This window comes from Paraburkholderia atlantica, from assembly GCF_009362785.1.
Lineage (GTDB): Bacteria > Pseudomonadota > Gammaproteobacteria > Burkholderiales > Burkholderiaceae > Paraburkholderia > Paraburkholderia atlantica.
Window position 1 is genome coordinate 276,686 of the sequence record NZ_WHNQ01000002.1, and the last position, 22,900, is coordinate 299,585.

Below are 22,900 nucleotides of genomic sequence, written 5' to 3' on the forward strand. Positions count from 1 at the left end.
TGGACGAGGCGGTCATTCATAGCGCAGCGCCTCCGCCGGACGGACTTTCGCGCCGCGCCAGCTCGGATACAGCGTGGCGAGCGCGGACAGCACGAACGCGATGATGCCGATGCGAGCGACGTCGGCCGGAACCAGCTCGGACGGCAGCTCGCTGATGAAGTACACCGACGGCGGCAGGAACTGCACGCCGAGCAGATGCTCGATCATCGGCACCAGCCACGGAATGCTCCACGCGATCAGGCAGCCGAGCGCGACGCCGGTCGCCGTGCCGATGAAGCCGATCGTCACGCCCTGCACGACGAAGATCTTCATGATCGAGCCGGGCTGCGCGCCGAGCGTGCGCAGGATCGCGATATCGGCCTGTTTGTTGGTCACCGTCATCACCAGCGACGACACCAGATTGAACGCGGCCACCGCAATGATCAGCGTCAGGATGATGAACATCATGCGCTTCTCGATCTGCACCGCCGAGAACCAGGTCTTGTTCTGCTGGGTCCAGTCGCGAATGTACAGGTCGCCCGACAGCGTGCGCGCGAGCTGATGCGCGACTTCCGGCGCGCGCTGCATGTCGGTCAGACGCAGCCGCACGCCGGTCGGCGCGGGCAGCCGGAACAGCGCCTGTGCGTCCTTGATGTTGATCAGCGCTAGCGTGCTGTCGTATTCGTAATGGCCCGACTCGAAGATGCCGACCACCGTGAACTGTTTCAGGCGCGGCAGCATGCCGGCCGGCGTGATCGTGCCTTCGGGCGCGACGAGCGTGATCTTGTCGTTCAGCTGCACGCCGAGATTGGCCGCGAGATCGGCGCCGAGCACGATGCCGAAATCGCCGGGCACGAGGTCGGACAGCTTGCCGCCTTTCATTTCCTTGCCGATATCGGACACTTCGGGCTCGAGCGTCGGCTCGATGCCGCGCAACGCGACCCCGCTTACCGCATCCTGGCGCGTGAGCAGCGCCTGGGCCTCGACGTAGGGCGCCGCGCCGATCACCTGCGGGTTCTGCCGCGCTTCCTTCGCGGTCAGTTGCCACTCGGGCATCGAACCGGTCGGCGAAAAGATCTCGACGTGCGCGAGCACCGACAGCATGCGGTCGCGCACCTCTTTCTGAAAGCCGTTCATCACCGACAGCACCACGATCAGCGCCGCGACGCCAAGCGCGATGCCCGACATCGACACCAGCGCGATGAACGATATGAAGCCGTTACCGGTCGTGCGTTTGCCGGCGCGTGTGTAGCGCCAGCCAATCTGCCATTCGTAGGGAAATTTCAAGCGAATCCTTTTGTGCGTTCTTCGACTGTGTGTCGGGAGCGGCGGACATCGAGCGTGTGCCGGGCGGCCCGAGCGTCGTGATCGTTGGGCTCGCGGCGGCGCGGATCGTTCCGCGCCCGCGCAGCCGCTGTGCGGCTCCGCCGGCGCATGGAGGCGTGGCGGCACGGCGCGCCGCCCCTGCCTCGACCAGCGATCAAGCGCGAAGTTTGCCACACAATGCCGCCGGCTCGCGCAAAGCGCATGCCGCGGAACGTCATCGATAAACCGGCCGTGCTTCGTCGAAATACTCGCACCGTTTGCCCTACAATGCGCAGCATCATGCCTGCCGACCGCCTCCATCTTCTGCTGCCCTTCGCGCTGCCCGCCGCGGCCGACGCCTCCACCGCGCTTCACGACATCCGCAGTCCCGCCCTCGACAGGCTGATCGCGCGCGCGACGCTGATCGAACGCGTGATCGGCGAGGATTTTCAACGCACGCTGCCGCACGAGCGCTGGGTCGCGCGACAATTCGGCGCGCTGCCTGATGGCACGGCGGGCGCCTCGGCCGCCGCCGACGAAGCCCCGCTCGCGCCCTACATGCTGCGCGCCGACGGCGGCGAACCCGGCAGCGCGACGTGGGCCTGCGTGCAGCCGGTGCACGTGCACATCGCACACGACCATCTGGTGCTGATCGATCCCGCGTCGCTCGATCTGTCGGACGAAGAAGCGACCACGCTGCTCGCGCTGGCGCGCCCGCTGATCGAGGAGCTTGGCGTACGCATCGAAGCGCCGAAGCCGACCCGCTGGTATCTGTCGAGCGACGCGTTCGGCACGCTCGCGGGCGCGTCGCCGTTGCGCGCGAGCGGCCGCAACATCGAGATCTGGCTGCCGCACGAAGCGCATTCCGGCGAACGCTCGCGCGCATGGATGAAGCTGCAGAACGAAGTGCAGATGGCATGGTTCGAGCATCCGATCAACGAAGCGCGCGAAGCACGCGGGCTGCCAGCCGTCAACTCGATCTGGTTTCACGCGCAAGGCGCCGCGCGGCCCGTGCGCAGTCCGTTCGCGCAGGTGCTGTCCGACGCCGCCGCGACGCGCGGCCTCGCGCTCAGCGCGGGAGTCGCGCCAGGCGCGCCGCCGGCGTCGTACCGCGAACTGCAGGCGGCGCTGCGCGGTGCAACCAACGGCAGCGGCAGCGGCGCGACACTCGTCGAACTCGATCCATTCTCCGCGCCCTACATCGAACAGGACTGGGCGCGCTGGAACCAGGCATTCGCCGAGCTGCAGAGCGACTGGTTCGAGCCCGCGCTGGCGGCGCTGCAGGCGGGCGAACTCGCGGAGCTCGGCCTCACGCTGTGCGGCGACACCGGCTCGGTGACGCTGACCGTCACGCGCGGCGATCTGCGCAAATTCTGGCGGCGGCGCGTGCTGGCCTCGCTTTTCATCGAATGATCCACGGCCCTTCCGCATGACCCGAATCGTTACGCGCCCCTGCTCCCCCCTCGACGCCGAAGTGCTGACCCGCTGCGGCATGCATCCGGTGCTCGCGCGCCTGTACGCATCGCGCGGCGTGTGCCTGCCCGAAGAGGTCGAAACCGGCCTCGCGCGGCTCGTGCCGCCCGCCGACCTGAAGGGCTGCGACGCGGCCGCCGCGCTGCTCGCCGACGCGCTCCAGCAACAGCGCCGCATGCTGGTCGTCGCCGACTACGACTGCGACGGCGCGACCGCCTGCGCGGTCGCGGTGCGCGGACTGCGCATGTTCGGCGCGCGCATCGACTATCTGGTGCCGAACCGCATGGAGCACGGCTACGGTCTCACGCCGGACATCGTCGAGCTCGCGGCCCGCAGCGCGGCCGGCAAGCCCGATCTGCTGATCACCGTCGACAACGGCATCGCGAGCGTCGACGGCGTCGCCGCCGCCAACGCGCTCGGCATCGACGTGCTCGTCACCGACCACCACCTGCCCGGCGACGAGTTGCCCGCCGCGCGCGCGATCGTCAATCCGAACCAGCCGGGCTGCACGTTCCCGAGCAAGTGCCTGGCCGGCGTCGGCGTGATGTTCTACGTGCTGCTCGCGCTGCGCGCCGAACTGCGCCGCCGCGGCGCGTTCGGCGACGCACTGCCCGAACCGCGCCTCGACGGCCTGCTCGATCTGGTCGCGCTCGGCACCGTCGCCGATGTCGTCAAGCTCGACGGCAACAACCGCGTGCTGGTCGCGCAAGGTCTGCAGCGCATCCGCAAGGGTCGCATGCAGCCAGGCATCGCCGCCCTCTTTCGCGCCGCCGCGCGCGACGCGCGCAATGCCTCCGGCTTCGATCTCGGCTTCGCGCTGGGACCGCGCCTGAACGCGGCGGGACGGCTGTCGGACATGTCGCTCGGCATCGAATGCCTGACCACCGACGACGTCGGCCGCGCGTGGGAACTCGCGCAGCAGCTCGACACGATGAACCGCGAGCGCCGCGAAATCGAGGCCGGCATGCAGCAGCAGGCGCTGGACGACCTGTCGACGGTCGATCCCGACGGCGCGACCACGATCACGCTGTTCAATCCGGGCTGGCATCAGGGCGTGATCGGCATCGTCGCGGGACGGCTGAAGGAGAAATTCCACCGCCCGTCGTTCACGTTCGCGCCCGCCGACGACACCGGCGTGCTCGTCAAGGGCTCGGGACGCTCGATCCCGGGCTTCCATCTGCGCGACGCGCTCGATCTGATCTCGAAGCGCGAACCGGACCTGATCGTCAAATTCGGCGGCCACGCGATGGCTGCGGGCCTGACGCTCGCCGCCGCCGACGTGCCGCGCTTCACGGCCGCGTTCGAGGCGGTCGGCCGCGAATGGCTGTCGGCGGAGGCGCTCGCGCGCACCGTCGAAACCGACGGCGAGCTCGAAGACGCGTACTTCACGCCGCAATTCGTCGAGATGCTCGACGCGGCCGTATGGGGCCAGGGATTTCCGGCGCCGGTGTTTTCGGGCGAATTCGAGGTCGCGTCGCAGGCGCTCGTCAAGGACAAGCACCTGAAGCTGCAATTGCTGCGCGGCCGCCAGCGCTTCAACGCGATCTGGTTCAATCACACGGATACGCTGCCCGCGCGCACCACCGTCGCCTACCGGCTCGCCAGCGACACATGGAACGGCGTATCGCGCGTGCAACTGATCGTCGAGCACGCGGTGAGCTGAAATCTTCCGCAAAATCAATCGCGAACACGCGCCGGATCGCCCGCAGGGCTCCGGCGCGGCATGCCGATCGGCTATAATTTCCCCTTTTCACGAAGCTATAAAAGATCGACATGGAAGCGGAACGTCTCAACGCGATCGAAGCCTCTCTGGCCGACCTGCGCAAGCGCGCGGACGACCTACGGGGGTATCTTTGACTACGACGACAAAGCACTGCGTCTAATCGAAGTCAACCGGGAACTCGAAGACCCGGACGTCTGGAACGATGCGAAGCACGCCCAGGCACTCGGTAAGGAAAAGAAGCTGCTCGACGACACGGTCGGCAAGCTCACGTCGATCACCAACGACGTGAACGACGCGCAAGACCTGTTCGACATGGCGCGCGAAGAAGCCGACGACGAAACGCTGCTCGCCTGTGAAGCCGATGCCCAGGCCATCGAAGCGCGCGTCGCCGACATGGAATTCCGCCGGATGTTCGCGAACCCGGCCGACCCCAACAACGCCTTTCTCGACATCCAGGCCGGCGCCGGCGGCACCGAAGCGTGCGACTGGGCGTCGATGCTGCTGCGCCAGTATCTGCGCTACTGCGAGCGCAAGGGTTTCAAGACCGAAGTGCTCGAGCAGACCGAAGGCGACGTCGCCGGCATCAAGAACGCGACGATCAAGATCGAAGGCGAATACGCGTACGGCTTCCTGCGCACCGAAACCGGCGTGCACCGCCTGGTGCGCAAGTCGCCGTTCGACTCGTCGGGCGGTCGGCATACGTCGTTCTCGTCGGTGTTCGTGTACCCGGAAATCGACGACTCGATCGAAGTCGAGATCAACCCGGCCGATCTGCGCATCGACACGTACCGTGCTTCGGGCGCGGGCGGTCAGCACATCAACAAGACCGACTCGGCGGTGCGTATCACGCACATGCCGTCGGGCATCGTCGTGCAGTGCCAGAACGACCGCTCGCAGCACCGCAACCGCGCGGAAGCAATGGCGATGCTGAAATCGCGACTGTACGAGGCGGAAATCCGTAAACGTCAGGCCGAACAGGACAAGCTCGAAGCCGGCAAGACCGACGTGGGTTGGGGCCATCAGATCCGCTCGTACGTGCTCGACAACAGCCGCATCAAGGATCTGCGCACCAACGTCGAAATCAGCAACACGAAGAGCGTGCTCGACGGCGATCTCGATCCGTTCATCAGCGCGAGCCTGAAACAGGGCGTCTAAGCGCGCACGGCGCGGCCGCGTTCACCGATCGGGACCGCGCTTGCTTCGTTTTCCAGTACCGCCTGAGGTTTTTACACTGACTGGCTTCCCGATCCGCGGCGCACGCCGCGGCGGGCCACCGAATACCAAATCATCATGACTGAACCGACCCAGCCGAATGCGGCCCAGCGGAATGCCGCCCAGCGGAATGCCGCCCAGCCGACTGTCGTGCCCGAAGTGGACGACAACAAGATCATCGCCGAGCGCCGCGAAAAGCTGCGCGAGCTGCGTGAGCAAGGCGTCGCTTATCCGAACGACTTCCGTCCCACGCACCACGCCGAAGATTTGCAGGCGCAGTACGAGCACACCGACAAGGAAGCGCTCGAAGCGAATCCGCTCGAAGTCGCGATCGCCGGCCGCATGATGCTCAAACGCGTGATGGGCAAGGCAAGCTTCGCGACCGTGCGCGACGGCTCGGGTCAGATCCAGTTCTTTATCACGCCGGCCGACGTCGGTCAGGAAACCTACGACGCGTTCAAGAAGTGGGACATGGGCGACATCGTCGCCGCGCGCGGCGTGCTGTTCCGCACCAACAAGGGCGAGCTGTCGGTGCGCTGCACGGAGTTGCGTCTGCTGTCGAAGTCGCTGCGTCCGCTGCCGGACAAGTTCCACGGTCTCGCCGACCAGGAAATGAAGTACCGCCAGCGCTATGTCGATCTGATCGTCACGCCTGAAACGCGCCGTACGTTCGTCGCGCGTACGAAGGCGATTTCGTCGATCCGCAAGTACATGGCCGACGCGAACTTCATGGAAGTCGAAACGCCGATGCTGCATCCGATTCCGGGCGGCGCGGCGGCCAAGCCGTTCTCGACGCACCACAACGCGCTCGACATGCAGATGTTCCTGCGCATCGCGCCGGAGCTGTATCTGAAGCGTCTGGTGGTGGGCGGCTTCGAGCGTGTGTTCGAGATTAATCGTAACTTCCGCAACGAGGGCGTGTCCGTGCGCCACAACCCGGAATTCACGATGATCGAGTTCTACGCGGCCTACACCGACTACAAGTGGCTGATGGACTTCACCGAGCAACTGATCCGCCAGGCCGCGATCGATGCGCTCGGCACGGCCACTATCACCTATCAAGGCCGCGAGCTCGACCTGTCGAAGCCGTTCCATCGTCTCACGATCACGCAGGCGATCCAGAAGTACGCGCCGCAATACACGAACGAGCAACTTGCCGACAGTACGTTCCTGCGCGCCGAACTGAAGAAGTTTGGCGTCGATGCCTCGCAGCCGCAGTTCCTGAACGCGGGCATCGGCTCGCTGCAATTGGCGCTGTTCGAAGAGACAGCCGAGTCGCAATTGTGGGAGCCGACCTACATCATCGACTACCCGATCGAGGTGTCGCCGCTCGCGCGCGCGTCGGACAAGGTGGAAGGCATTACCGAGCGCTTCGAGCTGTTCATTACCGGCCGCGAAATCGCCAACGGTTTCTCTGAGCTGAACGATCCGGAAGATCAGGCCGCGCGCTTCAAGAAGCAGGTCGACCAGAAGGACGCCGGCGACGAGGAAGCAATGTTCTACGACGCGGACTACATCCGCGCGCTCGAATACGGCATGCCGCCGGCGGGCGGCTGCGGTATCGGCATCGACCGTCTGGTGATGATGCTGACCGATAGCCCGAGCATCCGCGACGTGATCCTGTTCCCGCATCTGCGTCGTGAAGATTGAGCGACGCTGAGCGCGAGTAGCCGTTCCACTTCGCGTGCAATGTGATGGTTTTGGAGAACGCCCGGTCGAGCCGGGCGTTTTTTATGCGCGCGTTTTCGCTTGCCGGGACCGTATTCTGCTGCCGATCGTTTTGTAACCGGCGGTAAAAGCTGCTCCATCGCACGCAAGTCTCCGTGGTCGCAACAACCTTAAAGGCGTGCTGACACCAAGGCGCGCCGCGCAGAGGCCACCGGCCCACGCCCAAGGCCGCCATCGAGCCGGTTACAAATGGAAACGCCGACCGGATCGAATTGCCCGACACTCAGTCTCATAACGAGTCGGCTCTGTCAGAAACGGAGGCCCCACATGGACACCCCTACTCATCAATCCACGCAGCCGCGTCGTCTTCATCCGTTGATCGCGGTTGCCGCCGGCGCGGTGCTCGTCGCAAGTCTGGTCGCTACCGCCGCGATCACCGGCGTGTTCCCCAAGGCGTCGGGCAACGGCGCACAGAACGATCAGACACACGCCGCGCAGGTCAGCACGCAAGTGCCGGGCGTCGTCGATTCGGCCGCGCCGGTCAATCCCTCCGCACAACAGCAGCAGGTTCAGGCTCAACCAGCGGCGCAGCCCGCTCCAGCGCCGGCCCCCGCTCCGGTGCAGCAACAGCAATATGCGCAGCAGCAACAGCAATACGCGCGGCAGCAACAGGCGCAAGCCGCGCCGCAGTCGCAGTACGCGCAACAACTCGAGCCGCAAGCGGCGCCGCAGTATGCGCAGCAGTCGGCGCCACAAGCCGCTCATTGCTCGAATTGCGGCACCGTCGTCGCGATCTCGGCGGTTCGGCATGAAGGACATGGCACCGGGATTGGCGCGGTCGGCGGCGCGGTGGCCGGTGGCGTCGTCGGCAATCAGTTCGGGGCCGGCAGCGGGCGTACCGCGATGACGCTGCTCGGCGCGCTCGGCGGCGGGTTGGCCGGCAACTCGGTCGAAAAACATCTGCGCAGCACGACGTCGTATTCGGTGCGCGTGCGCATGGAAGACGGCAAGACGCGCTACTTCACGTATCACGAGGCCCCGCCGTTCCACGACGGCGAGCGCGTGCGCGTGCAGAACGGCGGCCTCGTCGCCGACTGACACCGGCCGCCCCACTCTCGCGCTCTACTCTCGTCAACGCAGCCATCAAAAAAGGCGATTCCATCGGAATCGCCTTTTTTTGCAGTTCAATGAACCGGCTCGAACGCGCGTTCAATAATCCGCGTCTTCGATCCACGCCGCCTGAATCGCTTCGAGAATCTTTTCGCTCGAGCGGTTCGGATCGTCGTCGAAGCCTTCGAGTTCCATCACCCAGCGATGCAGGTCGGTGAAACGCACCTGCTGCGGATCGACATCCTGATGCTTGTCGGTCAGAGCCATCGCGATTTCTTGCGTATCGGTCCACTTCATGGCGGCGCCCTCCTGTTAGTGGTTTTCCTTCGCGTGATTGATCGAGTAACGCGGAATTTCGACGACCAGATCCTGCTCGTCCGGCATGATCGCTTGACAAGACAGGCGCGAAGCCGGTTCGAGCCCCCATGCCTTGTCCAACAGATCGTCCTCGTCTTCCTCGGACGGCGTCAAGGCGGCGAAACCCTCACGCACGATCACGTGACAGGTCGTGCACGCGCACGACTTCTCACACGCATGCTCGATTTCGATACCGTTATCGAGCAGGTTGTCGCAGATGCTCTTGCCGGGAACGGCGTCGATCACCGCGCCTTCCGGGCACAATTCGACGTGAGGCAGCACAACGATTTGAGGCATACAGTTTCCGTTTGGGTCTGAGGCACGGCGTGCAGGCTCCGTACCATTTTACTGGCGTCGCGCGGACTTTTTAAGTCCACGCGGCGCGCTCCGGTGATTCGTGCGCCGTGCGCAGTTCGTCCGTTCGCCCGTTCAGATCTCGTCGAGCTTGCGGCCCGACAGCGCGCGGCGAATTCCCTTGTTCATGCGGCGCGCGGCGAATTCGTCGGTGCCTTCGGCGAGCGCCTTCGTCGCGGCTTCGATCGCGCCGACGTCCTCGCCCGGCGCGACGTTGCGCAGCGCGGCGAGCAGCGCGTCGAGTTCGGTGCGTTCGCTGTCGTCGAGCAGTTCGGCGTCGGCGGCGAGCGCCGCGTCGGTCGCTTCGACGAGACGCTGCGCTTCGACCTGCGCCTCGCGCAGAGCGCGCGCCCGCATATCGATTTCAGCGGTCGAAAAGCTGTCTTCGAGCATGCGCGCGATGTCGTCGTCGGCGAGTCCATACGAAGGCTTCACGACGACCGATGCCTCCACGCCCGACGCGAGTTCGCGCGCGAACACGGACAGCAGGCCGTCGGCGTCGACCTGGTAGGTCACGCGAATGCGCGCGGCGCCAGCGGCCATCGGCGGAATACCGCGCAGCTCGAAGCGCGCGAGCGAACGGCAATCGCTGACGAGTTCGCGCTCGCCCTGGACGACGTGAATCGCCATCGCGGTCTGGCCGTCCTTGAAGGTCGTGAAATCCTGCGCGCGCGCGACTGGAATCGTCGAGTTGCGCGGAATGATCTTCTCGGTCAGACCACCCATCGTCTCGACGCCGAGCGACAGTGGAATCACGTCGAGCAGCAGCCACTCGTCGCCTTCCGCGCCGCGGTTGCCGGCCAACAGATCGGCCTGGATCGCGGCGCCGAGCGCGACGACCTGATCCGGATCGAGATTGACGAGCGGCGCCTGGCCGAAGAACGCCTCGACCGCGCGGCGGATCACCGGCATGCGCGTCGCGCCGCCAACCAGCACCACACCCTTGATCTCTTTCGTGGTGACCTTCGCGTCGCGCAGCGCCTTTTTCGTCGGACCCAGCGTGCGTTGCACCAGCTCGGCCGTGATGGTCTCGAAAGTGGCTTCGTCGATCGTCAGATCGAGCGCGGTGCCGTTGGCAAGCGTGAGCTTGAGGTCAGCCTTCGGCGCGCTCGACAACGCCTCCTTGGCCTCGCGCACGCTATCGAGCAGCAGGCGCACGTCGTGCGGTGCGAGCGTCTGCGGCGCGATGCCGGCCTGTTCAAGCACATGGCGGTACAGCGCATGGTCGAAGTCGTCGCCGCCGAGCGCGGAATCGCCACCCGCCGCGAGCACTTCGAACACGCCCTTGGTGAGCTTCAGGATCGACAGGTCGAAGGTGCCGCCGCCGAGGTCATAGACCGCGTACAGACCTTCGGCGCCGTTGTCGAGACCGTAGGCGATCGCGGCCGCGGTCGGTTCGTTCAGCAGACGCAGCACGTTCAGCCCGGCGAGGCGCGCGGCGTCCTTGGTCGCCTGGCGCTGCGCTTCGTCGAAGTACGCGGGCACCGTGATCACCGCGCCGACCAGCTCGTCGCCGAGTGTGTCTTCGGCGCGCTGGCGCAGCGTCGCGAGAATTTCAGCCGATACTTCCACCGGGCTCTTCACGCCGTCGACCGTGCGGATCTGCACCATGCCGGGTGCGTCGATGAAGTCGTACGGCGCGTTTTCGGCGCCCTCCACCTCGGCCTTGCCGCGGCCCATGAAGCGCTTGACCGACACGATCGTGTTGCGCGGGTCGCTGGCGGCCTCGGCCTTCGCCCGGCGGCCGATGCGACGGCCGCCCTGTTCCAGGTAGCGCACCACCGACGGCAGCAGCACGTGCCCGTCTTCGTCGGGCAGCACATCGGGCAGGCCGCTGCGCACGGCGGCGACGAGGGAGTTGGTGGTGCCGAGATCGATACCGACCGCCAGACGCCGCTGGTGAGGCGCCGGCGCCATGCCGGGTTCGGAGATTTGCAGTAAGGCCATCTGGATCTTCTCGGGGACGTTGTGCCCCGTCCTGAATGTTCGCGTTGCTGGGGGTGATGCCACGGCTCGCGGCCGCTCTGGTTTTTGTTTGTCGCTTGCTACATCGCTGCCTACCGGTGCTGCTTCGGCGTGTTGCTGTTTGCCAGCGCGGCGCATTTTTGCGCGCGTCGCACGAAATCGCGCTAGCCTTCGAGCCGCTCGATCTGCGCGCCGATTTCCGACGCGACGCGCTCGATGAACATCATCTGCCGCACCGCCTCGGCAGCCGCCTGATTCGCGCCGCTATCGAGCGATGCGCCGAGCTTGTCGAAGCGCTGACGTTCCTCGTCGCGCAACTCGATGAGCAGCGCGTCGAGCGCGTCGACGTTCTTCGCCGCTGCCGCGTCCTCGATGTTCTCGCGCCACTCCATCTGCTGCATCAGGAACGCGGGCTCCATCGCCGTGTTGTTCTCCGCGCCGACGTTGATGCCGCGCAGCGACAGCAGATAGGTCGCGCGCTTGAGCGGATCGCGCAGCGTCTGATACGCCTCGTTCGCGCGCGTCGCCCATTGCATCGCGATACGCTTTTGCGCATCGCCGGCCGCCGCGAAGCGATCCGGATGCACCTGCGCCTGCACGGTGCGATACGCGTGATCGAGCGTGGCGGCGTCGAGCGCGAATTGCGCCGGCAGACCAAACAGGTCGAAGTGGCTGTCGTTCAGCGAGGCCATCGAATTAAAGTCCGTTGATGAAAACGTGGTGTGGCAACGTTGGGCCGTGTCAGGCGCGAGCGCTTCACGCGAGCGCGGATCAAACTAAAAAGGCGGCCCGCGCCGCCTTTGATCCGCCGCACGCGGAAAGTAACGAATCTAGACGCGGAACGACTCGCCGCAGCCGCATTCGTCTTTCACGTTCGGGTTGTTGAACTTGAAGCCTTCGTTCAGCCCTTCGCGCGCGAAGTCCAGCTGCGTGCCGTCGATATACGCGAGACTCTTCGGGTCGACGACAACCTTCACGCCGCCTGTCTCGAATACCTGATCTTCCGGCGCGAGTTCGTCCACGTACTCGAGCTTGTAGGCGAGGCCCGAGCAACCGGTGGTGCGCACGCCAACGCGCAACCCGATGCCTTTACCTCGGCGGGTCAGATACTTCTGGACGTGCTGTGCTGCCTTTTCGGTCAACGTAATTGCCATAACGTTTCTCAGTTGCCAGAGTGCGCGGCGCGCGGGTCCGCGTCGCGCTCACCGGTTGCTTCGTTCTTACCTTGTTGCTGCTCAGGCGGCCTTGCCGTCTTCGGCAACCGCTGCTTCGCCGTGGCGCTGCTTGTAGTCGGCGACCGCTGCCTTGATCGCGTCTTCCGCGAGGATCGAGCAGTGAATCTTCACCGGCGGCAGTGCCAGTTCTTCGGCGATCTGCGTGTTCTTGATCGACATGGCCTGGTCGAGCGTCTTGCCCTTCACCCATTCGGTGACGAGCGAGCTCGACGCGATGGCCGAGCCGCAGCCGTACGTCTTGAACTTCGCGTCTTCGATGACGCCGTCCGCACCAACGCGGATCTGCAGCTTCATCACGTCGCCGCAGGCCGGCGCGCCGACCATGCCGGTACCGACCGTGTCGTCGTCCTTCGCGAAGGAACCGACGTTGCGCGGGTTTTCGTAGTGGTCGAGGACCTTGTCGCTATAAGCCATGATTACACTCCTTGATTCGTTTCAACCTGCAATCCGATGAACGGTCGATGTCGGTTTCGTTCAGCGGGCGCGTCAGTGCGCGGCCCACTGGATGGTCGACAGATCGATGCCGTCCTTGTGCATTTCCCACAGCGGCGACAAATCGCGCAGCTTGGAAATCTTCGTCTTCAGCAGGTTGATCACGTAGTCGATTTCCTGCTCGGTCGTGAAGCGTCCCACCGTGAAGCGGATCGAGCTGTGCGCCAGTTCGTCGTTGCGGCCAAGCGCGCGCAGCACGTACGACGGCTCCAGCGACGCCGACGTGCACGCCGAGCCCGACGACACCGCGACGTCTTTCACCGCCATGATCAGCGATTCGCCTTCGACGAAATTGAAGCTGATGTTCAGGTTGTGCGGCACACGCTGTTCCATGTCGCCGTTCACATACACTTCCTCGATTTCCGACAGGCCTTTCAGCAGCCGGTCACGCAGCATGCGGATGCGCTCGTTTTCGGTCGCCATCTCTTCACGCGCGATACGGAACGCTTCGCCCATGCCGACGATCTGGTGCGTGGCGAGCGTACCCGAACGCATACCGCGCTCGTGGCCGCCGCCGTGCATCTGCGCCTCGATACGAATACGCGGCTTGCGACGCACGTACAGCGCGCCGATGCCCTTCGGACCGTAAGTCTTGTGGGCCGAGAACGACATCAGGTCGACCTTCAGCTTCTGCAGATCGATCTGGATCTTGCCAGTGGCCTGCGCCGCGTCGACGTGGAAAATGATGCCCTTTTCACGCGTGATCTCGCCGATCGCCTCGATGTCCTGGATTACGCCGATCTCGTTGTTGACCGACATCACCGACACCAGAATCGTATCCGGGCGTAGCGCCGCCTTGAATGCGTCGAGGTCGATCAGACCGTCGTCCTTGACATCCAGATAGGTAACTTCGAAGCCTTCGCGCTCGAGCTCACGAGTGGTGTCGAGCACGGCCTTGTGCTCGGTCTTCACCGTGACGATGTGCTTGCCCTTGCTCTTGTAGAAGTGCGCGGCACCTTTCAGGGCGAGATTGTCCGACTCAGTCGCACCCGAGGTCCAGATGATTTCGCGCGGATCGGCGTTCACGAGCGCGGCGACCTGCTCGCGCGCTTCCTCGACCGCGCGCTCGGCGTTCCAGCCATAAGCGTGGCTGCGCGACGCGGGGTTGCCGAACTGCTCGCGCAGATACGGAATCATCTTGTCCACCACACGCGGATCGATCGGCGTCGTGGCGCTGTAGTCCATGTAGATGGGCAGATGGAGAGAGTCGTTGTTCATCAATTGCTCCGGGGACGTCATGTGCTCTGGCTTCTGGATTCGATATGGGGCTGCGGCAGAAGATTTCTATCGCGTGCCGCGCTTCACGAACCGGCCATGTTGAAAACGGAATTGGGACCCTTGGGCGCCACGCGGACAGGTTCGACCGCCGGCGCGTCGCTGCGCCTGTCGCGCAGCACCGCCGGCGCGCCTTCGCGCGAACGCTGCTGGTCGACCAGATCCTTTAGCGAAACCGAATCGAGGTATTCGACCATTTTCTGGTTCAGCGTCGACCACAGCTCATGCGTCATGCAGTGGCCGTCGTGCTGCTTGGTGCCTTCGCACGTGCCCTTGCCGCCGCATTGGGTGGCGTCGAGCGGTTCATCGACCGCAATGATGATGTCGGCCACCGTCACCTCTTCCGCACGGCGCGCGAGATTGTAGCCACCGCCCGGTCCGCGCACGGACTCGACGATTTCATGACGGCGCAGCTTGCCAAACAGCTGCTCGAGGTATGACAGGGAGATGTGTTGGCGCTGGCTGATACCCGCAAGCGTCACCGGGCCCTGCTCCTGGCGCAGCGCCAGGTCGATCATCGCCGTGACGGCGAAACGGCCTTTCGTGGTGAGTCTCATATGATGTGGGAACCGCAATTCTCGACAAGTTTTGTCAAGTATAAATACATGACCGATTTAGTCAAGTATGGGCGGTAAATTTTGTGTCATCTGCTTAATTGATCGCCAGACTTCGACGCGGCGGGAGCACGTGCGGGGCACGCGGGATGGTGCAGCGTTTCTCGCCTGGGTGCGTCGCCCGCGTTCTTCATTTTTGGGCAGTTAACTAGCGAGCAACTGCGGGCGTAACGCGGCGATCAGCCCGCGGCAGGCTGCTTCGCACTGATCGAGCACCATCTCGAAGCCTTCCGCGCCGCCGAAATATGGATCGACCACCTCTCGCGCGCCGCTCCAGCGCCCATCCGACTCCGGCACGAACTCCATCAGCAGACGGATCTTGTCACGCTGCGCAGGCGGGCACAGTTGACGCAACGCGGCGACGTTGCGGTCGTCCATTGCAATCAGCAGATCGAAGCGCTCGAAGTCCGCGACCGTGATCTGGCGGCCGCGCAGCGCGTCGAGCGCATAGCCGCGCTGGCGCGCCGCGTGTTGTGCGCGCTCGTCGGGCGCTGCGCCGATGTGCCAATCGCCGGTGCCGGCCGAATCGATCAGAATGCGGTCCGCGAGCTTCGCCTCGTCGACCAGATGACGCATCACGCCCTCCGCCGTCGGTGAACGGCAGATATTCCCGAGGCAAACGAAACAGATGGACACGGTTTTCATCTGGGATTCTTAGACGCTCTGGGCGCCGCGCGTAAGGTCGTCAGACAGTCAGCCGACTGCGCCGCGATTATACAAACCTGGACGGATTCGCGCCGAGCGTGGTACAGCCGCGCGAGCCCAACGGCCGTCCGTCGCCGTCCGCCGCGCCTGCTTACGACGCCTCGGCGAGCGGCGTCGCCGTCGCGGCAGGCATCGGTTTGGCCGGCAATGCCGACGCCGTGTCGATCATGCCGTATGACACCGCGCGGGCGAGTTCGGCGGTCAGATGGTTGGCGTCGAGCGGCATCTGCGAGGCGCGCGAAGAGGTTTGACCGTTGACGTGCAGATAGGCGAGCACCGCGAGCGATGCAACGATGGCCAAAGGCCAGTACACAGATATTGTCTTTTTCATGATGTGTTTTCCAATTAGGGGCGCATGAGCTTGTGGCGCACTATGCCCAGTCGAAATCCTATAGGAATTCACAATCAGGAAAAACCCGCGCGCGCGAGATAGATCGTTGCTCGAAATGGAACAGTCAATTGACGGCTCTTTCGGGAACATGGGCAGCCGCTGGCACGAAAAAGAAGACCTTACAAACTCATACAAAAGCGGCGCGACGGAAAGCGATAATGATGGTCTTATTCTTATACCTACATTTCTTTGCACTGCAACTGGTCCTACAAAATGAAACGCATTGCACCTCTCGCTGGCCTCGTGGCCGCCGCGCTGCTCGGCGGCTGCGCGGTCTATCCGGACGGCACGCCGATGTACGGCAACGGCTACGGCGCCTATAGCGGCTATGACGGTTACGCGCCCGGCGCCGCGGTCGTGCCGCAAACCAATGTGTATCTCGGCTACAGCGATTACGGTCCGGGGCGCTACTACGGCCCGCCGCCGGGCTACGGCTATCGCGGTCATCCGGGCGACAACGACTGGCGTCACGGCAATCACGGCAACGATCGTGGCAATAACGGCGGCGGCGCGGGGCAACCGCACGGCGGCCCGCCGCCGCAGGGCGCAGCGGGCGGTCCGCGCGGGCCTAGCGGCGCCAATGGCGGCCCGCCCCCCGGCGCAGGCGGGCCGCCTCCCGCGCAGCCGCAAGCAGGCAATGGCGGACGAGGCACCGACTGGGTGAGAAACGCGCCCGCCCGTCGCGCAGGGCAACCGACGGAACATTGAGGACCGTCCGGCGTTGAGCTAGGCCCGCCCGCGCCCATGGTGACGGCTGCGCGAGCGAGCAGCTGTCAAACCACTCCCACTGCCGCCCGGTCAGCCGATATGGCTGCGTTGTGCGGCATACAGCTCCCGGAACGTACGACCCACCGGCGCCGGCATGTCGCGCGTATCGGTCCACCCCGCGCCGCCGAGCGGCAGTTTTGCGATCGACCGATTGCGCCCGCCCATGCGCTCCAGCACTCGCACGGCGAGTTTCGTAACGAGCGCATAGGCATCGGGATGCAGCGCGAGCCAACCCCACAGGGCCAACCCGGCGCGCTCCCTCCACGGCCGCAGGTGTCGCTCCGTCTGCTTTTCGCGCAGCTTGCGTAACAGATCGGACAACGGGATTCCGACCGGGCACACGCTATTGCATTCGCCGCACAAAGTTGCTGCTTGTGGCAAATCGAGCGCCTTGTCGATACCGACATAGCTCGGCGTCAGCACCGAGCCCATCGGCCCCGGATACACCCACCCATACGCATGGCCGCCGACCTTCTGATACACCGGGCAATGATTCATACACGCGCCGCAGCGGATGCAGCGAAGCATCTCCTGAAAGTCGCCGCCGATCAGCCCAGTGCGGCCACCGTCGACGAGCACCACGTACATATGCTCCGGCCCGTCCTGATCGCCCCCGCCGCGCGGCCCGGTCAGCATCGAAAAATAGTTCGAGGTAGCCTGGCCGGTTGCTGAACGCGGCAGCAGGCGCATCGCGGTCGCGAGATCCTCGAGCGTCGGCAGCACCTTCTCGATGCCGGTGACAGCGACGTGCACGCGCGGCATCACCGTGCACATGCCTTCGTTGCCCTCGTTGGTCACGACCGCCACCGAGCCCGTTTCCGCGATGACGAAATTGCCGCCCGTCACGCCCATGTCCGCACTCAGAAAATGCGGCCGCAGCATCTCGCGCGCCTCGCGTGTCATGTCGGGAATCTCGGTGAGCCGCGGCCGGCCGTGGGTCTTCGCGAACAGATCGGCGATCTCGTCCTTATCCTTGTGAACCACCGGCGCGATGATGTGGCTCGGCGGCTCGTTGTCGTTGATCTGCAGGATGTATTCGCCGAGATCGGTTTCGATCGACTGCACGCCCATCTGCCCCAGCACCTCGTTCAGGCGCATTTCCTCGGTGACCATCGACTTGGTCTTGATCACCTTCTTCACGTCGTGCTTGCGCGCGATGTCGCCAACGAGCCGCGCAGCCTCCTGCGTCGTTTCAGCGAACAGCACCGTCACGCCGCGCCGGGTCGCCTCGCGCTCGAAGGTTTCGAGCCACACGTCGAGATTTTCGAGCGCACGATTCCGCCGCTCCTTGAGCGCCGCACGGGTCGCGGGAAAGTCGATCGCGGTGATCGCGCTCGCGCGCGCCGATACGAACTTCGTTGACAGCTTGGTCAGGTTCTGTTGCAGGCGCTGGTCGGCAAGTTTCTGCCCGGCGCGAGCCTTGAACTGCATCGATTGGACTTGCATGGCGGCCCTGATGAGATCGGATTGAAACGCGCGCCCTATCCGCGCGCGACGCAATGCGTGACAGACGAAAGAAACGTGACGCGAACAATGACCGTGTTCGCCGCACTGGAATTACACGTCGCCGGCCAGCACCTGCGCGATATGCAGCACGCGCGTCGTGGAGTCGCCTTGGCGGCGCAGCCGCCCTTCGATATTCAACATGCAGCCGAGGTCGCCGAGGACGACCGTACCGGCACCGCTCGCGGCGATGTTGGCGCACTTTTCGTCGACGATCGCGGTCGAGATATCGCCGTACTTGACCGCGAAGGTGCCGCCGAAGCCGCAGCAATGCTCGCAGTCCTTCATTTCGGTGACCGCGACGCCGACCTGCGCGAGCAGTTCGCGCGGCTGCGCCTTGACGCCCAGTTCCCGCAGGCCCGAACAGGAGTCGTGATAGGTCACCTGTCCCGCGAACTCGCCCGGTTGCAACTGCACCTTCGCGACGTTGACGAGGAACTCCGTCAGTTCGAACACCTTGCCGCGCAGGCGGCCGAAACGGTTCATCAGTTCAGGATCGTCGCGAAACAGGTCGCCGTAGTGCGCGCGGATCATGCCGCCGCATGAGCCCGACGGCACCACCACATAGTCGAACTGTTCGAACTCGCGCAGCGTTTTCTCGGCGAGTTCGCGCGCGAGCCGGCGGTCTCCGGAGTTGTACGCGGGTTGCCCGCAACACGTTTGGGCGGGTGGCACCACAACCTCGAAACCGGCGCCTTCAATCAGCTTGATGACCGAAAAACCGATTTCGGGACGCATCAGGTCGATCAGGCACGTGACGAACAATCCGACTCGCATGAGCCCTCCTTCCGGGGAAACGTCCCTGATTATCCGCCGTTTGCCGGTGCAATACCAACGGCCGGAAGGCATAGGAAGCACGCCGCGTCCGATTGGAAGCGCGCCTCGAAGCGCGTTCGCTTTTTTCACAATACGAGATACAATCAGTTTTCGCTGTTTGACGCGTCCACCGATTCTCATATGAGCGATACGAACCCGGATCCCAAAACCTCGATCCAGGTGATCGAACGCATGATGCGCCTGCTCGACGCACTGGCGGCACATAGCGACCCGGTCAGCCTGAAAGAACTGGCCCTCCGCACGGAGCTGCATCCATCCACCGCGCACCGCATCCTGAACGATATGGTGATGTGCCGGCTGGTCGACCGTTCGGACCCCGGCACCTACCGTCTCGGCATGCGCCTGCTCGAACTCGGCAATCTCGTCAAGGCGCGCCTGTCCGTGCGCGACGCGGCGCTCACGCCGATGCGCGAGCTGCACCGTCAGACCGGGCAGACCGTGAACCTGTCGGTGCGTCAGGGCGACGAAATCGTCTATATCGAACGCGCGTATTCGGAGCGCTCCGGCATGCAGGTGGTGCGGGCGATCGGCGGGCGCGCGCCGCTCCATCTGACCTCGGTCGGCAAGCTGTTCCTCGCCGCCGACGAAGCCACCCGCGTGCGTGCCTATGCCACCCGCACCGGTCTGTCGGGCCACACGCAGAACAGCATCACCGACCTCGCGAAACTCGAGCGCGAGCTGTCGCATGTGCGCCAGCAGGCCTGCGCGCGCGACAACGAGGAACTGGAGTTGGGCGTGCGCTGCATCGCCGCCGGCATCTACGACGATACGGGCAAGCTGGTCGCGGGGCTGTCGCTGTCGGCGCCGGCCGATCGTTTGCAGGATTCGTGGCTCGGGCAGTTGAGCCAGACCGCGTTGATGATTTCGGAGTCGCTAGGCTATCGGCCGCAGGCGCAGCAGGATCATTCGCACGGCTCTCATGGGTCGCACAGTTCGCACGGCCAGCATTCGTAGGTCGCACGTACAGCGGTCGCCTGGCCGCAGTTGTACTTCCGCTCGCGCCCCCGTCGACGCCAAACGAAAAAAGCCTCGCATCCGCGAGGCTTTTTCTTTGCACGATAACTGCAGCCGGCCCGAATCCCGTCGGCTGACTAATCGTTCCCGCTTCAGGTACCCGGACCGCCAGCATCTGCGCTCGTGATACGCGGCTGGTCGCCGCCGTTGTCGATCCATGTACGCAGACGCGTCGCATCCGCAAAACGCGAGTACTTGCCCGACGAATCGAGCAGCACCAGGATCATCGGCCGGCCGTGGATGGTCGCCTGCATCACGAGACACTCGCCCGCTTCGTTGATGAAGCCGGTCTTCTGCAGACCGATGTCCCACGTCGGGTTGCGCACCAGCGCGTTCGTGCTGTTGTACGCGAGCGTGCGCTTGCCGGTGTACACCTCGTAGCTGTGATCGGTCGAGAACTTGCGGATCAGCGGATACTGATACGCCGCGTTGACCATCTTCACGAGATCGCGCGCGCTCGACACGTTCATGCTCGTCAGACCGGTCGGGTTCTCGAAGTGCGTGTCGTTCATGCCGAGCTGCTTGGCCTTCGCGTTCATCGCCGCGAGAAACGCCGGACGGCCACCCGGGTAATACCGCGACAGCGCCGCGGCCGCGCGGTTTTCCGACGCCATCAGCGCGATGTGCAGCATGTCTTCACGCGACAGCACCGAGCCCACCGCCAAACGCGAACCGGTGTTCTTCTCGTAGTCGCGGTCTTCGTCGGTGACTTCGATCTGGTCGGTCATCGGCTCTTTCGAATCGAGCACTACCATCGCGGTCATCAGCTTGGTGATCGATGCGATCGGTACCACGGCACGCGAGTTCTTGTCGAACAGCGTCTCGCCGCTGTTCTGGTCGATCACGTAGGCGACGCTCGAGCGCAGCATCAGCGCGTCCGGCGTCTCGTGCAAACCAAAGGCCTGGCCGACGCTCGGCTGGCGCGGCTCGTACGCCACGCGTCGCATCACCGAATGGTGCCGGCCGTTCGCCGCGAACGTCACGCGCTTGCGTCTGACGCTGGCGCGCGGCGCATCATCATCCGCGGCAGCGGCTTTCACGGCCTCGCCCTTGCCGGCTTTCGCTGCCTCAGCCTTGCCGGCTTTCGCCGCACGGCTCGACACCTTTTCGGTGGCGGCCGCTTGCGCCGGCTTTTTGGCGGTTTTTGCGTGTTTGGAAGTTTTTGCGGGTGCAGCAGACGTAGCTGCAAAAGTGCTGACAGGCGTAGCGAACGCCGCTGCGACGGCCAGCGAGACGGCCACCGACAGAGCGGTGCTGCGCGCCGCGCCGTGGAGCACTTTTAGCGACGAAAACATGTCGGTTTTCATGGGTGTTCGATAGGGAGCGGCGAGAGGTTTCCGCAAGTGTAGTAAAGCAACGAAAAATTAGCAATTTGAAGCACTTATACGCGGTCCTTAAACCGGCTTGTCAGCTCCGATCGCAAAAACACAAATAAGTGCCGCACCTCGATCAAAAAAAACGATCGTCGCCAGCAAGCCTCGCCATTGCTGCCGCCCAGCCCAACCGAGCAGATCCTTGCAGGATAACGGCAATTTTGAGAAAACCTTGATCCGGGGAAATACTGTCAGAGCATCGGCGGAGATTACTGCGCCGCGCCATGAAGGCGTTGCGAGCGTGCGAAAAACTTTTAAGTGTCTGACGAAGTCGCTAACGCGCGTTCGACCACCTTCGTTCCTTAACGTTCCTTGTCATCGTCTGGTTTACATCGAATTGATGATGAGCGGTTTTTCAGGGGCGAATCGCTGCGATGCTACCCCTCTCGGGCCCACATAAAGGCTTCGACGGGGAAAAATAATTTCCGGACCGCCTCCCGAGAAGGACGTTCATCTCGCACCAGCGAGGTGCAGCGGCCCAATCGTTCCGCGTCATATTAATGACATGCCTACTGCATAAGCTCTTGTTTTATCGGCATTTTCTTAACATTGTGCGACGCACAAAAAATGCTTGACATTCTTTGCGACCATCCTAAAATGGGAACCATTGCTGCGATGCACAATACATCGCGGTCCAGGCGGACGATCAATCGGCGTCTTGCCACCCACCCAATGCGGTCCGCACAGACCGGCCGCGATCCAGGAGCGTAAACCATGACTCTGCTGACCCCTGAGCAATTCGCCGCAGCCCAGAAAGCCAACTTCGAAACCCTGTTCGGCCTGACGACCAAAGCATTTGAAGGCGTCGAAAAGCTGGTTGAGCTGAACCTGCAAGTTGTGAAGTCGACGCTCGCCGAAAGCCAGGAAAATGCCCAACGCGCGCTGTCCGTGAAGGACGCACAGGAACTGCTGGCACTGCAAGCAAGCCTCGCGCAGCCGGTGGCTGAAAAGGCGCTGTCGTATGGCCGCCACGTGTACGAAATCGTTTCGGCAACGCAAGGTGAATTCACCCGCGTCGCGGAAGCGCAATTCGAAGAGCAAAACCGCAAGGTTCAAGCGCTCGTCGAAAACGTCGCCAAGAACGCACCGGCTGGTTCGGAAACCGCTGTCGCCGTGATGAAGTCGGCTATCACCGCCGCCAACACCACGTACGAAACGGTCCACAAGGCAACCCGTCAGGCTGTCGAAATCGCCGAAAGCAACTTCAATGCAGCCGCAACGGCCGCTTCGAAGGCAGCTTCGCAAGCCGCTGCGCAAGCATCGCGCGCTGCCGCCAAGAAGGCAGTCTAAGCTTCACGCATCAACACGCCAGGCGTTAAACACCTGGCGTCGTCGTCTTTCACGCCGGCCCAGCCTACGCGCTGCGCCGGCGTTATCGCAAGCAACAGCGTCGTGCCGTTGCCGCTTATACGGTTTGATGGGCCGAACGCTCCGATACGTTGCAATGACGTATCGTTTGCCCGGCCGCCAAGCCGGGATTTTTTTGCCCGCCTACCGGCCGCCACGAAAACAGAAACGGCGCGCTCCGACATGGAGCGCGCCGTTTT

The 22,900-nt window shown here is 64.0% G+C and carries 23 protein-coding genes; 8 read left to right on the top strand and 15 right to left on the bottom strand.

Annotated elements, in window-relative coordinates; all coding sequences use genetic code 11:
- Positions 1 to 12: 12 nt before the first annotated feature.
- Positions 13 to 1,266 carry a lipoprotein-releasing ABC transporter permease subunit gene (locus GCT19_RS03560; RefSeq protein ID WP_018435426.1) on the bottom strand — a complete coding sequence of 418 codons (1,254 nt, stop codon included), beginning with the start codon at positions 1,264 to 1,266 and terminating at the stop codon, positions 13 to 15.
- 306 nt (positions 1,267 to 1,572) lie between these two features.
- On the opposite strand from GCT19_RS03560, the gene GCT19_RS03565 reads away from it, so the two are divergent.
- From GCT19_RS03565 to GCT19_RS03585, 5 genes are all read left to right on the top strand, one after another.
- Positions 1,573 to 2,697, top strand: a complete 1,125-nt coding sequence (locus tag GCT19_RS03565; RefSeq protein ID WP_152851023.1) for a regulator — start codon at positions 1,573 to 1,575, stop codon at positions 2,695 to 2,697.
- A 16-nt stretch (positions 2,698 to 2,713) separates the two neighbouring features.
- Entirely contained in the window at positions 2,714 to 4,420 is a 1,707-nt protein-coding gene (gene recJ / locus GCT19_RS03570) for a single-stranded-DNA-specific exonuclease RecJ (protein ID WP_152851024.1), read from the top strand.
- Positions 4,421 to 4,530: 110 nt separating this feature from the next.
- Positions 4,531 to 5,635, top strand: a protein-coding gene (gene prfB / locus GCT19_RS03575) for a peptide chain release factor 2 (RefSeq protein WP_013089810.1) whose coding sequence is annotated in 2 segments (ribosomal slippage) — positions 4,531 to 4,611 and positions 4,613 to 5,635 — 1,104 coding nt in all. Because the reading frame shifts where the segments join, the coding sequence is not laid out codon by codon here.
- A gap of 135 nt (positions 5,636 to 5,770) precedes the next feature.
- Complete coding sequence (gene lysS / locus GCT19_RS03580) at positions 5,771 to 7,342, top strand: lysine--tRNA ligase (protein WP_018435422.1); 1,572 nt, start codon at positions 5,771 to 5,773, stop codon at positions 7,340 to 7,342.
- Between the two features lie 345 nt (positions 7,343 to 7,687).
- The gene (locus tag GCT19_RS03585; protein WP_152851025.1) at positions 7,688 to 8,458 is read left to right on the top strand and encodes a glycine zipper 2TM domain-containing protein; all 771 of its coding nucleotides are present in this window, start codon (positions 7,688 to 7,690) and stop codon (positions 8,456 to 8,458) included.
- A 111-nt stretch (positions 8,459 to 8,569) separates the two neighbouring features.
- Here the strand turns inward: GCT19_RS03585 and iscX are convergent, their stop codons facing one another.
- The 10 genes from iscX to GCT19_RS03635 all read right to left on the bottom strand — a co-directional run bounded on the left by iscX (position 8,570) and on the right by GCT19_RS03635 (position 15,798).
- Positions 8,570 to 8,767: a Fe-S cluster assembly protein IscX gene (gene iscX, locus GCT19_RS03590; protein WP_008922031.1), complete on the bottom strand. Its 198-nt coding sequence runs from the start codon at positions 8,765 to 8,767 to the stop codon at positions 8,570 to 8,572.
- A 15-nt stretch (positions 8,768 to 8,782) separates the two neighbouring features.
- Positions 8,783 to 9,124 carry an ISC system 2Fe-2S type ferredoxin gene (fdx, locus tag GCT19_RS03595; protein ID WP_013089813.1) on the bottom strand — a complete coding sequence of 114 codons (342 nt, stop codon included), beginning with the start codon at positions 9,122 to 9,124 and terminating at the stop codon, positions 8,783 to 8,785.
- Positions 9,125 to 9,256: 132 nt separating this feature from the next.
- Positions 9,257 to 11,128, bottom strand: coding sequence for a Fe-S protein assembly chaperone HscA (gene hscA, locus GCT19_RS03600; protein WP_152851026.1), 1,872 nt, complete (start codon positions 11,126 to 11,128; stop codon positions 9,257 to 9,259).
- Between the two features lie 182 nt (positions 11,129 to 11,310).
- Complete coding sequence (gene hscB / locus GCT19_RS03605) at positions 11,311 to 11,838, bottom strand: Fe-S protein assembly co-chaperone HscB (RefSeq protein ID WP_013089815.1); 528 nt, start codon at positions 11,836 to 11,838, stop codon at positions 11,311 to 11,313.
- Positions 11,839 to 11,976: 138 nt separating this feature from the next.
- A complete protein-coding gene (iscA, locus tag GCT19_RS03610; protein WP_013089816.1) occupies positions 11,977 to 12,300 on the bottom strand; it encodes an iron-sulfur cluster assembly protein IscA in 324 nt (107 codons plus the stop codon).
- A gap of 81 nt (positions 12,301 to 12,381) precedes the next feature.
- Positions 12,382 to 12,795 (bottom strand): Fe-S cluster assembly scaffold IscU, encoded by a 414-nt coding sequence (gene iscU, locus GCT19_RS03615; RefSeq protein ID WP_018435419.1) that lies wholly within the window; start codon positions 12,793 to 12,795, stop codon positions 12,382 to 12,384.
- 72 nt (positions 12,796 to 12,867) lie between these two features.
- Positions 12,868 to 14,091, bottom strand: coding sequence for an IscS subfamily cysteine desulfurase (locus GCT19_RS03620; protein WP_026228679.1), 1,224 nt, complete (start codon positions 14,089 to 14,091; stop codon positions 12,868 to 12,870).
- A gap of 83 nt (positions 14,092 to 14,174) precedes the next feature.
- Positions 14,175 to 14,705, bottom strand: a complete 531-nt coding sequence (gene iscR, locus GCT19_RS03625) for a Fe-S cluster assembly transcriptional regulator IscR (protein ID WP_013089819.1) — start codon at positions 14,703 to 14,705, stop codon at positions 14,175 to 14,177.
- Between the two features lie 201 nt (positions 14,706 to 14,906).
- Positions 14,907 to 15,407 carry a low molecular weight protein-tyrosine-phosphatase gene (locus tag GCT19_RS03630; RefSeq protein ID WP_152851027.1) on the bottom strand — a complete coding sequence of 167 codons (501 nt, stop codon included), beginning with the start codon at positions 15,405 to 15,407 and terminating at the stop codon, positions 14,907 to 14,909.
- 151 nt (positions 15,408 to 15,558) lie between these two features.
- On the bottom strand, positions 15,559 to 15,798 hold the full coding sequence (locus tag GCT19_RS03635; protein WP_026228678.1) for a hypothetical protein: 240 nt from the start codon (positions 15,796 to 15,798) through the stop codon (positions 15,559 to 15,561).
- Positions 15,799 to 16,071: 273 nt separating this feature from the next.
- On the opposite strand from GCT19_RS03635, the gene GCT19_RS03640 reads away from it, so the two are divergent.
- Positions 16,072 to 16,566, top strand: a complete 495-nt coding sequence (locus tag GCT19_RS03640) for a hypothetical protein (protein ID WP_152851028.1) — start codon at positions 16,072 to 16,074, stop codon at positions 16,564 to 16,566.
- A 90-nt stretch (positions 16,567 to 16,656) separates the two neighbouring features.
- Here GCT19_RS03640 and GCT19_RS03645 read toward each other — a convergent pair whose 3' ends face one another.
- Together GCT19_RS03645 and GCT19_RS03650 are read right to left on the bottom strand one after the other, a co-directional pair.
- On the bottom strand, positions 16,657 to 18,072 hold the full coding sequence (locus GCT19_RS03645; RefSeq protein WP_018435414.1) for a lactate utilization protein B: 1,416 nt from the start codon (positions 18,070 to 18,072) through the stop codon (positions 16,657 to 16,659).
- A 111-nt stretch (positions 18,073 to 18,183) separates the two neighbouring features.
- Entirely contained in the window at positions 18,184 to 18,906 is a 723-nt protein-coding gene (locus GCT19_RS03650; RefSeq protein ID WP_018435413.1) for a (Fe-S)-binding protein, read from the bottom strand.
- 180 nt (positions 18,907 to 19,086) lie between these two features.
- On the opposite strand from GCT19_RS03650, the gene GCT19_RS03655 reads away from it, so the two are divergent.
- On the top strand, positions 19,087 to 19,920 hold the full coding sequence (locus GCT19_RS03655) for an IclR family transcriptional regulator (protein ID WP_018435412.1): 834 nt from the start codon (positions 19,087 to 19,089) through the stop codon (positions 19,918 to 19,920).
- 152 nt (positions 19,921 to 20,072) lie between these two features.
- Here the strand turns inward: GCT19_RS03655 and pbpG are convergent, their stop codons facing one another.
- A complete protein-coding gene (pbpG, locus tag GCT19_RS03660; RefSeq protein WP_018435411.1) occupies positions 20,073 to 21,287 on the bottom strand; it encodes a D-alanyl-D-alanine endopeptidase in 1,215 nt (404 codons plus the stop codon).
- A gap of 780 nt (positions 21,288 to 22,067) precedes the next feature.
- Here pbpG and GCT19_RS03665 point away from each other — a divergent pair.
- The gene (locus tag GCT19_RS03665) at positions 22,068 to 22,643 is read left to right on the top strand and encodes a phasin family protein (protein ID WP_013089827.1); all 576 of its coding nucleotides are present in this window, start codon (positions 22,068 to 22,070) and stop codon (positions 22,641 to 22,643) included.
- Here the strand turns inward: GCT19_RS03665 and GCT19_RS03670 are convergent.
- The gene (locus tag GCT19_RS03670) at positions 22,640 to 22,885 is read right to left on the bottom strand and encodes a hypothetical protein (RefSeq protein WP_152851029.1); all 246 of its coding nucleotides are present in this window, start codon (positions 22,883 to 22,885) and stop codon (positions 22,640 to 22,642) included. The two genes, GCT19_RS03665 and GCT19_RS03670, sit on opposite strands and share 4 nt — an antisense overlap.
- Positions 22,886 to 22,900: the final 15 nt, after the last annotated feature.

Excerpts from the sequence above, each read along its gene's own strand:
- GCT19_RS03565 (WP_152851023.1), top strand. The coding sequence starts at position 1,573 with ATGCGCAGCATCATGCCTGCCGACCGCCTCCATCTTCTGCTGCCCTTC.
- recJ (WP_152851024.1), top strand. The coding sequence starts at position 2,714 with ATGACCCGAATCGTTACGCGCCCCTGCTCCCCCCTCGACGCCGAAGTG.
- lysS (WP_018435422.1), top strand. The coding sequence starts at position 5,771 with ATGACTGAACCGACCCAGCCGAATGCGGCCCAGCGGAATGCCGCCCAG.
- GCT19_RS03585 (WP_152851025.1), top strand. The coding sequence starts at position 7,688 with ATGGACACCCCTACTCATCAATCCACGCAGCCGCGTCGTCTTCATCCG.
- iscX (WP_008922031.1), bottom strand. The coding sequence starts at position 8,767 with ATGAAGTGGACCGATACGCAAGAAATCGCGATGGCTCTGACCGACAAG.
- fdx (WP_013089813.1), bottom strand. The coding sequence starts at position 9,124 with ATGCCTCAAATCGTTGTGCTGCCTCACGTCGAATTGTGCCCGGAAGGC.
- hscA (WP_152851026.1), bottom strand. The coding sequence starts at position 11,128 with ATGGCCTTACTGCAAATCTCCGAACCCGGCATGGCGCCGGCGCCTCAC.
- hscB (WP_013089815.1), bottom strand. The coding sequence starts at position 11,838 with ATGGCCTCGCTGAACGACAGCCACTTCGACCTGTTTGGTCTGCCGGCG.
- iscA (WP_013089816.1), bottom strand. The coding sequence starts at position 12,300 with ATGGCAATTACGTTGACCGAAAAGGCAGCACAGCACGTCCAGAAGTAT.
- iscU (WP_018435419.1), bottom strand. The coding sequence starts at position 12,795 with ATGGCTTATAGCGACAAGGTCCTCGACCACTACGAAAACCCGCGCAAC.
- GCT19_RS03620 (WP_026228679.1), bottom strand. The coding sequence starts at position 14,091 with ATGAACAACGACTCTCTCCATCTGCCCATCTACATGGACTACAGCGCC.
- iscR (WP_013089819.1), bottom strand. The coding sequence starts at position 14,705 with ATGAGACTCACCACGAAAGGCCGTTTCGCCGTCACGGCGATGATCGAC.
- GCT19_RS03630 (WP_152851027.1), bottom strand. The coding sequence starts at position 15,407 with ATGAAAACCGTGTCCATCTGTTTCGTTTGCCTCGGGAATATCTGCCGT.
- GCT19_RS03635 (WP_026228678.1), bottom strand. The coding sequence starts at position 15,798 with ATGAAAAAGACAATATCTGTGTACTGGCCTTTGGCCATCGTTGCATCG.
- GCT19_RS03640 (WP_152851028.1), top strand. The coding sequence starts at position 16,072 with ATGAAACGCATTGCACCTCTCGCTGGCCTCGTGGCCGCCGCGCTGCTC.
- GCT19_RS03645 (WP_018435414.1), bottom strand. The coding sequence starts at position 18,072 with ATGCAAGTCCAATCGATGCAGTTCAAGGCTCGCGCCGGGCAGAAACTT.
- GCT19_RS03650 (WP_018435413.1), bottom strand. The coding sequence starts at position 18,906 with ATGCGAGTCGGATTGTTCGTCACGTGCCTGATCGACCTGATGCGTCCC.
- GCT19_RS03655 (WP_018435412.1), top strand. The coding sequence starts at position 19,087 with ATGAGCGATACGAACCCGGATCCCAAAACCTCGATCCAGGTGATCGAA.
- pbpG (WP_018435411.1), bottom strand. The coding sequence starts at position 21,287 with ATGAAAACCGACATGTTTTCGTCGCTAAAAGTGCTCCACGGCGCGGCG.
- GCT19_RS03665 (WP_013089827.1), top strand. The coding sequence starts at position 22,068 with ATGACTCTGCTGACCCCTGAGCAATTCGCCGCAGCCCAGAAAGCCAAC.
- GCT19_RS03670 (WP_152851029.1), bottom strand. The coding sequence starts at position 22,885 with ATGTCGGAGCGCGCCGTTTCTGTTTTCGTGGCGGCCGGTAGGCGGGCA.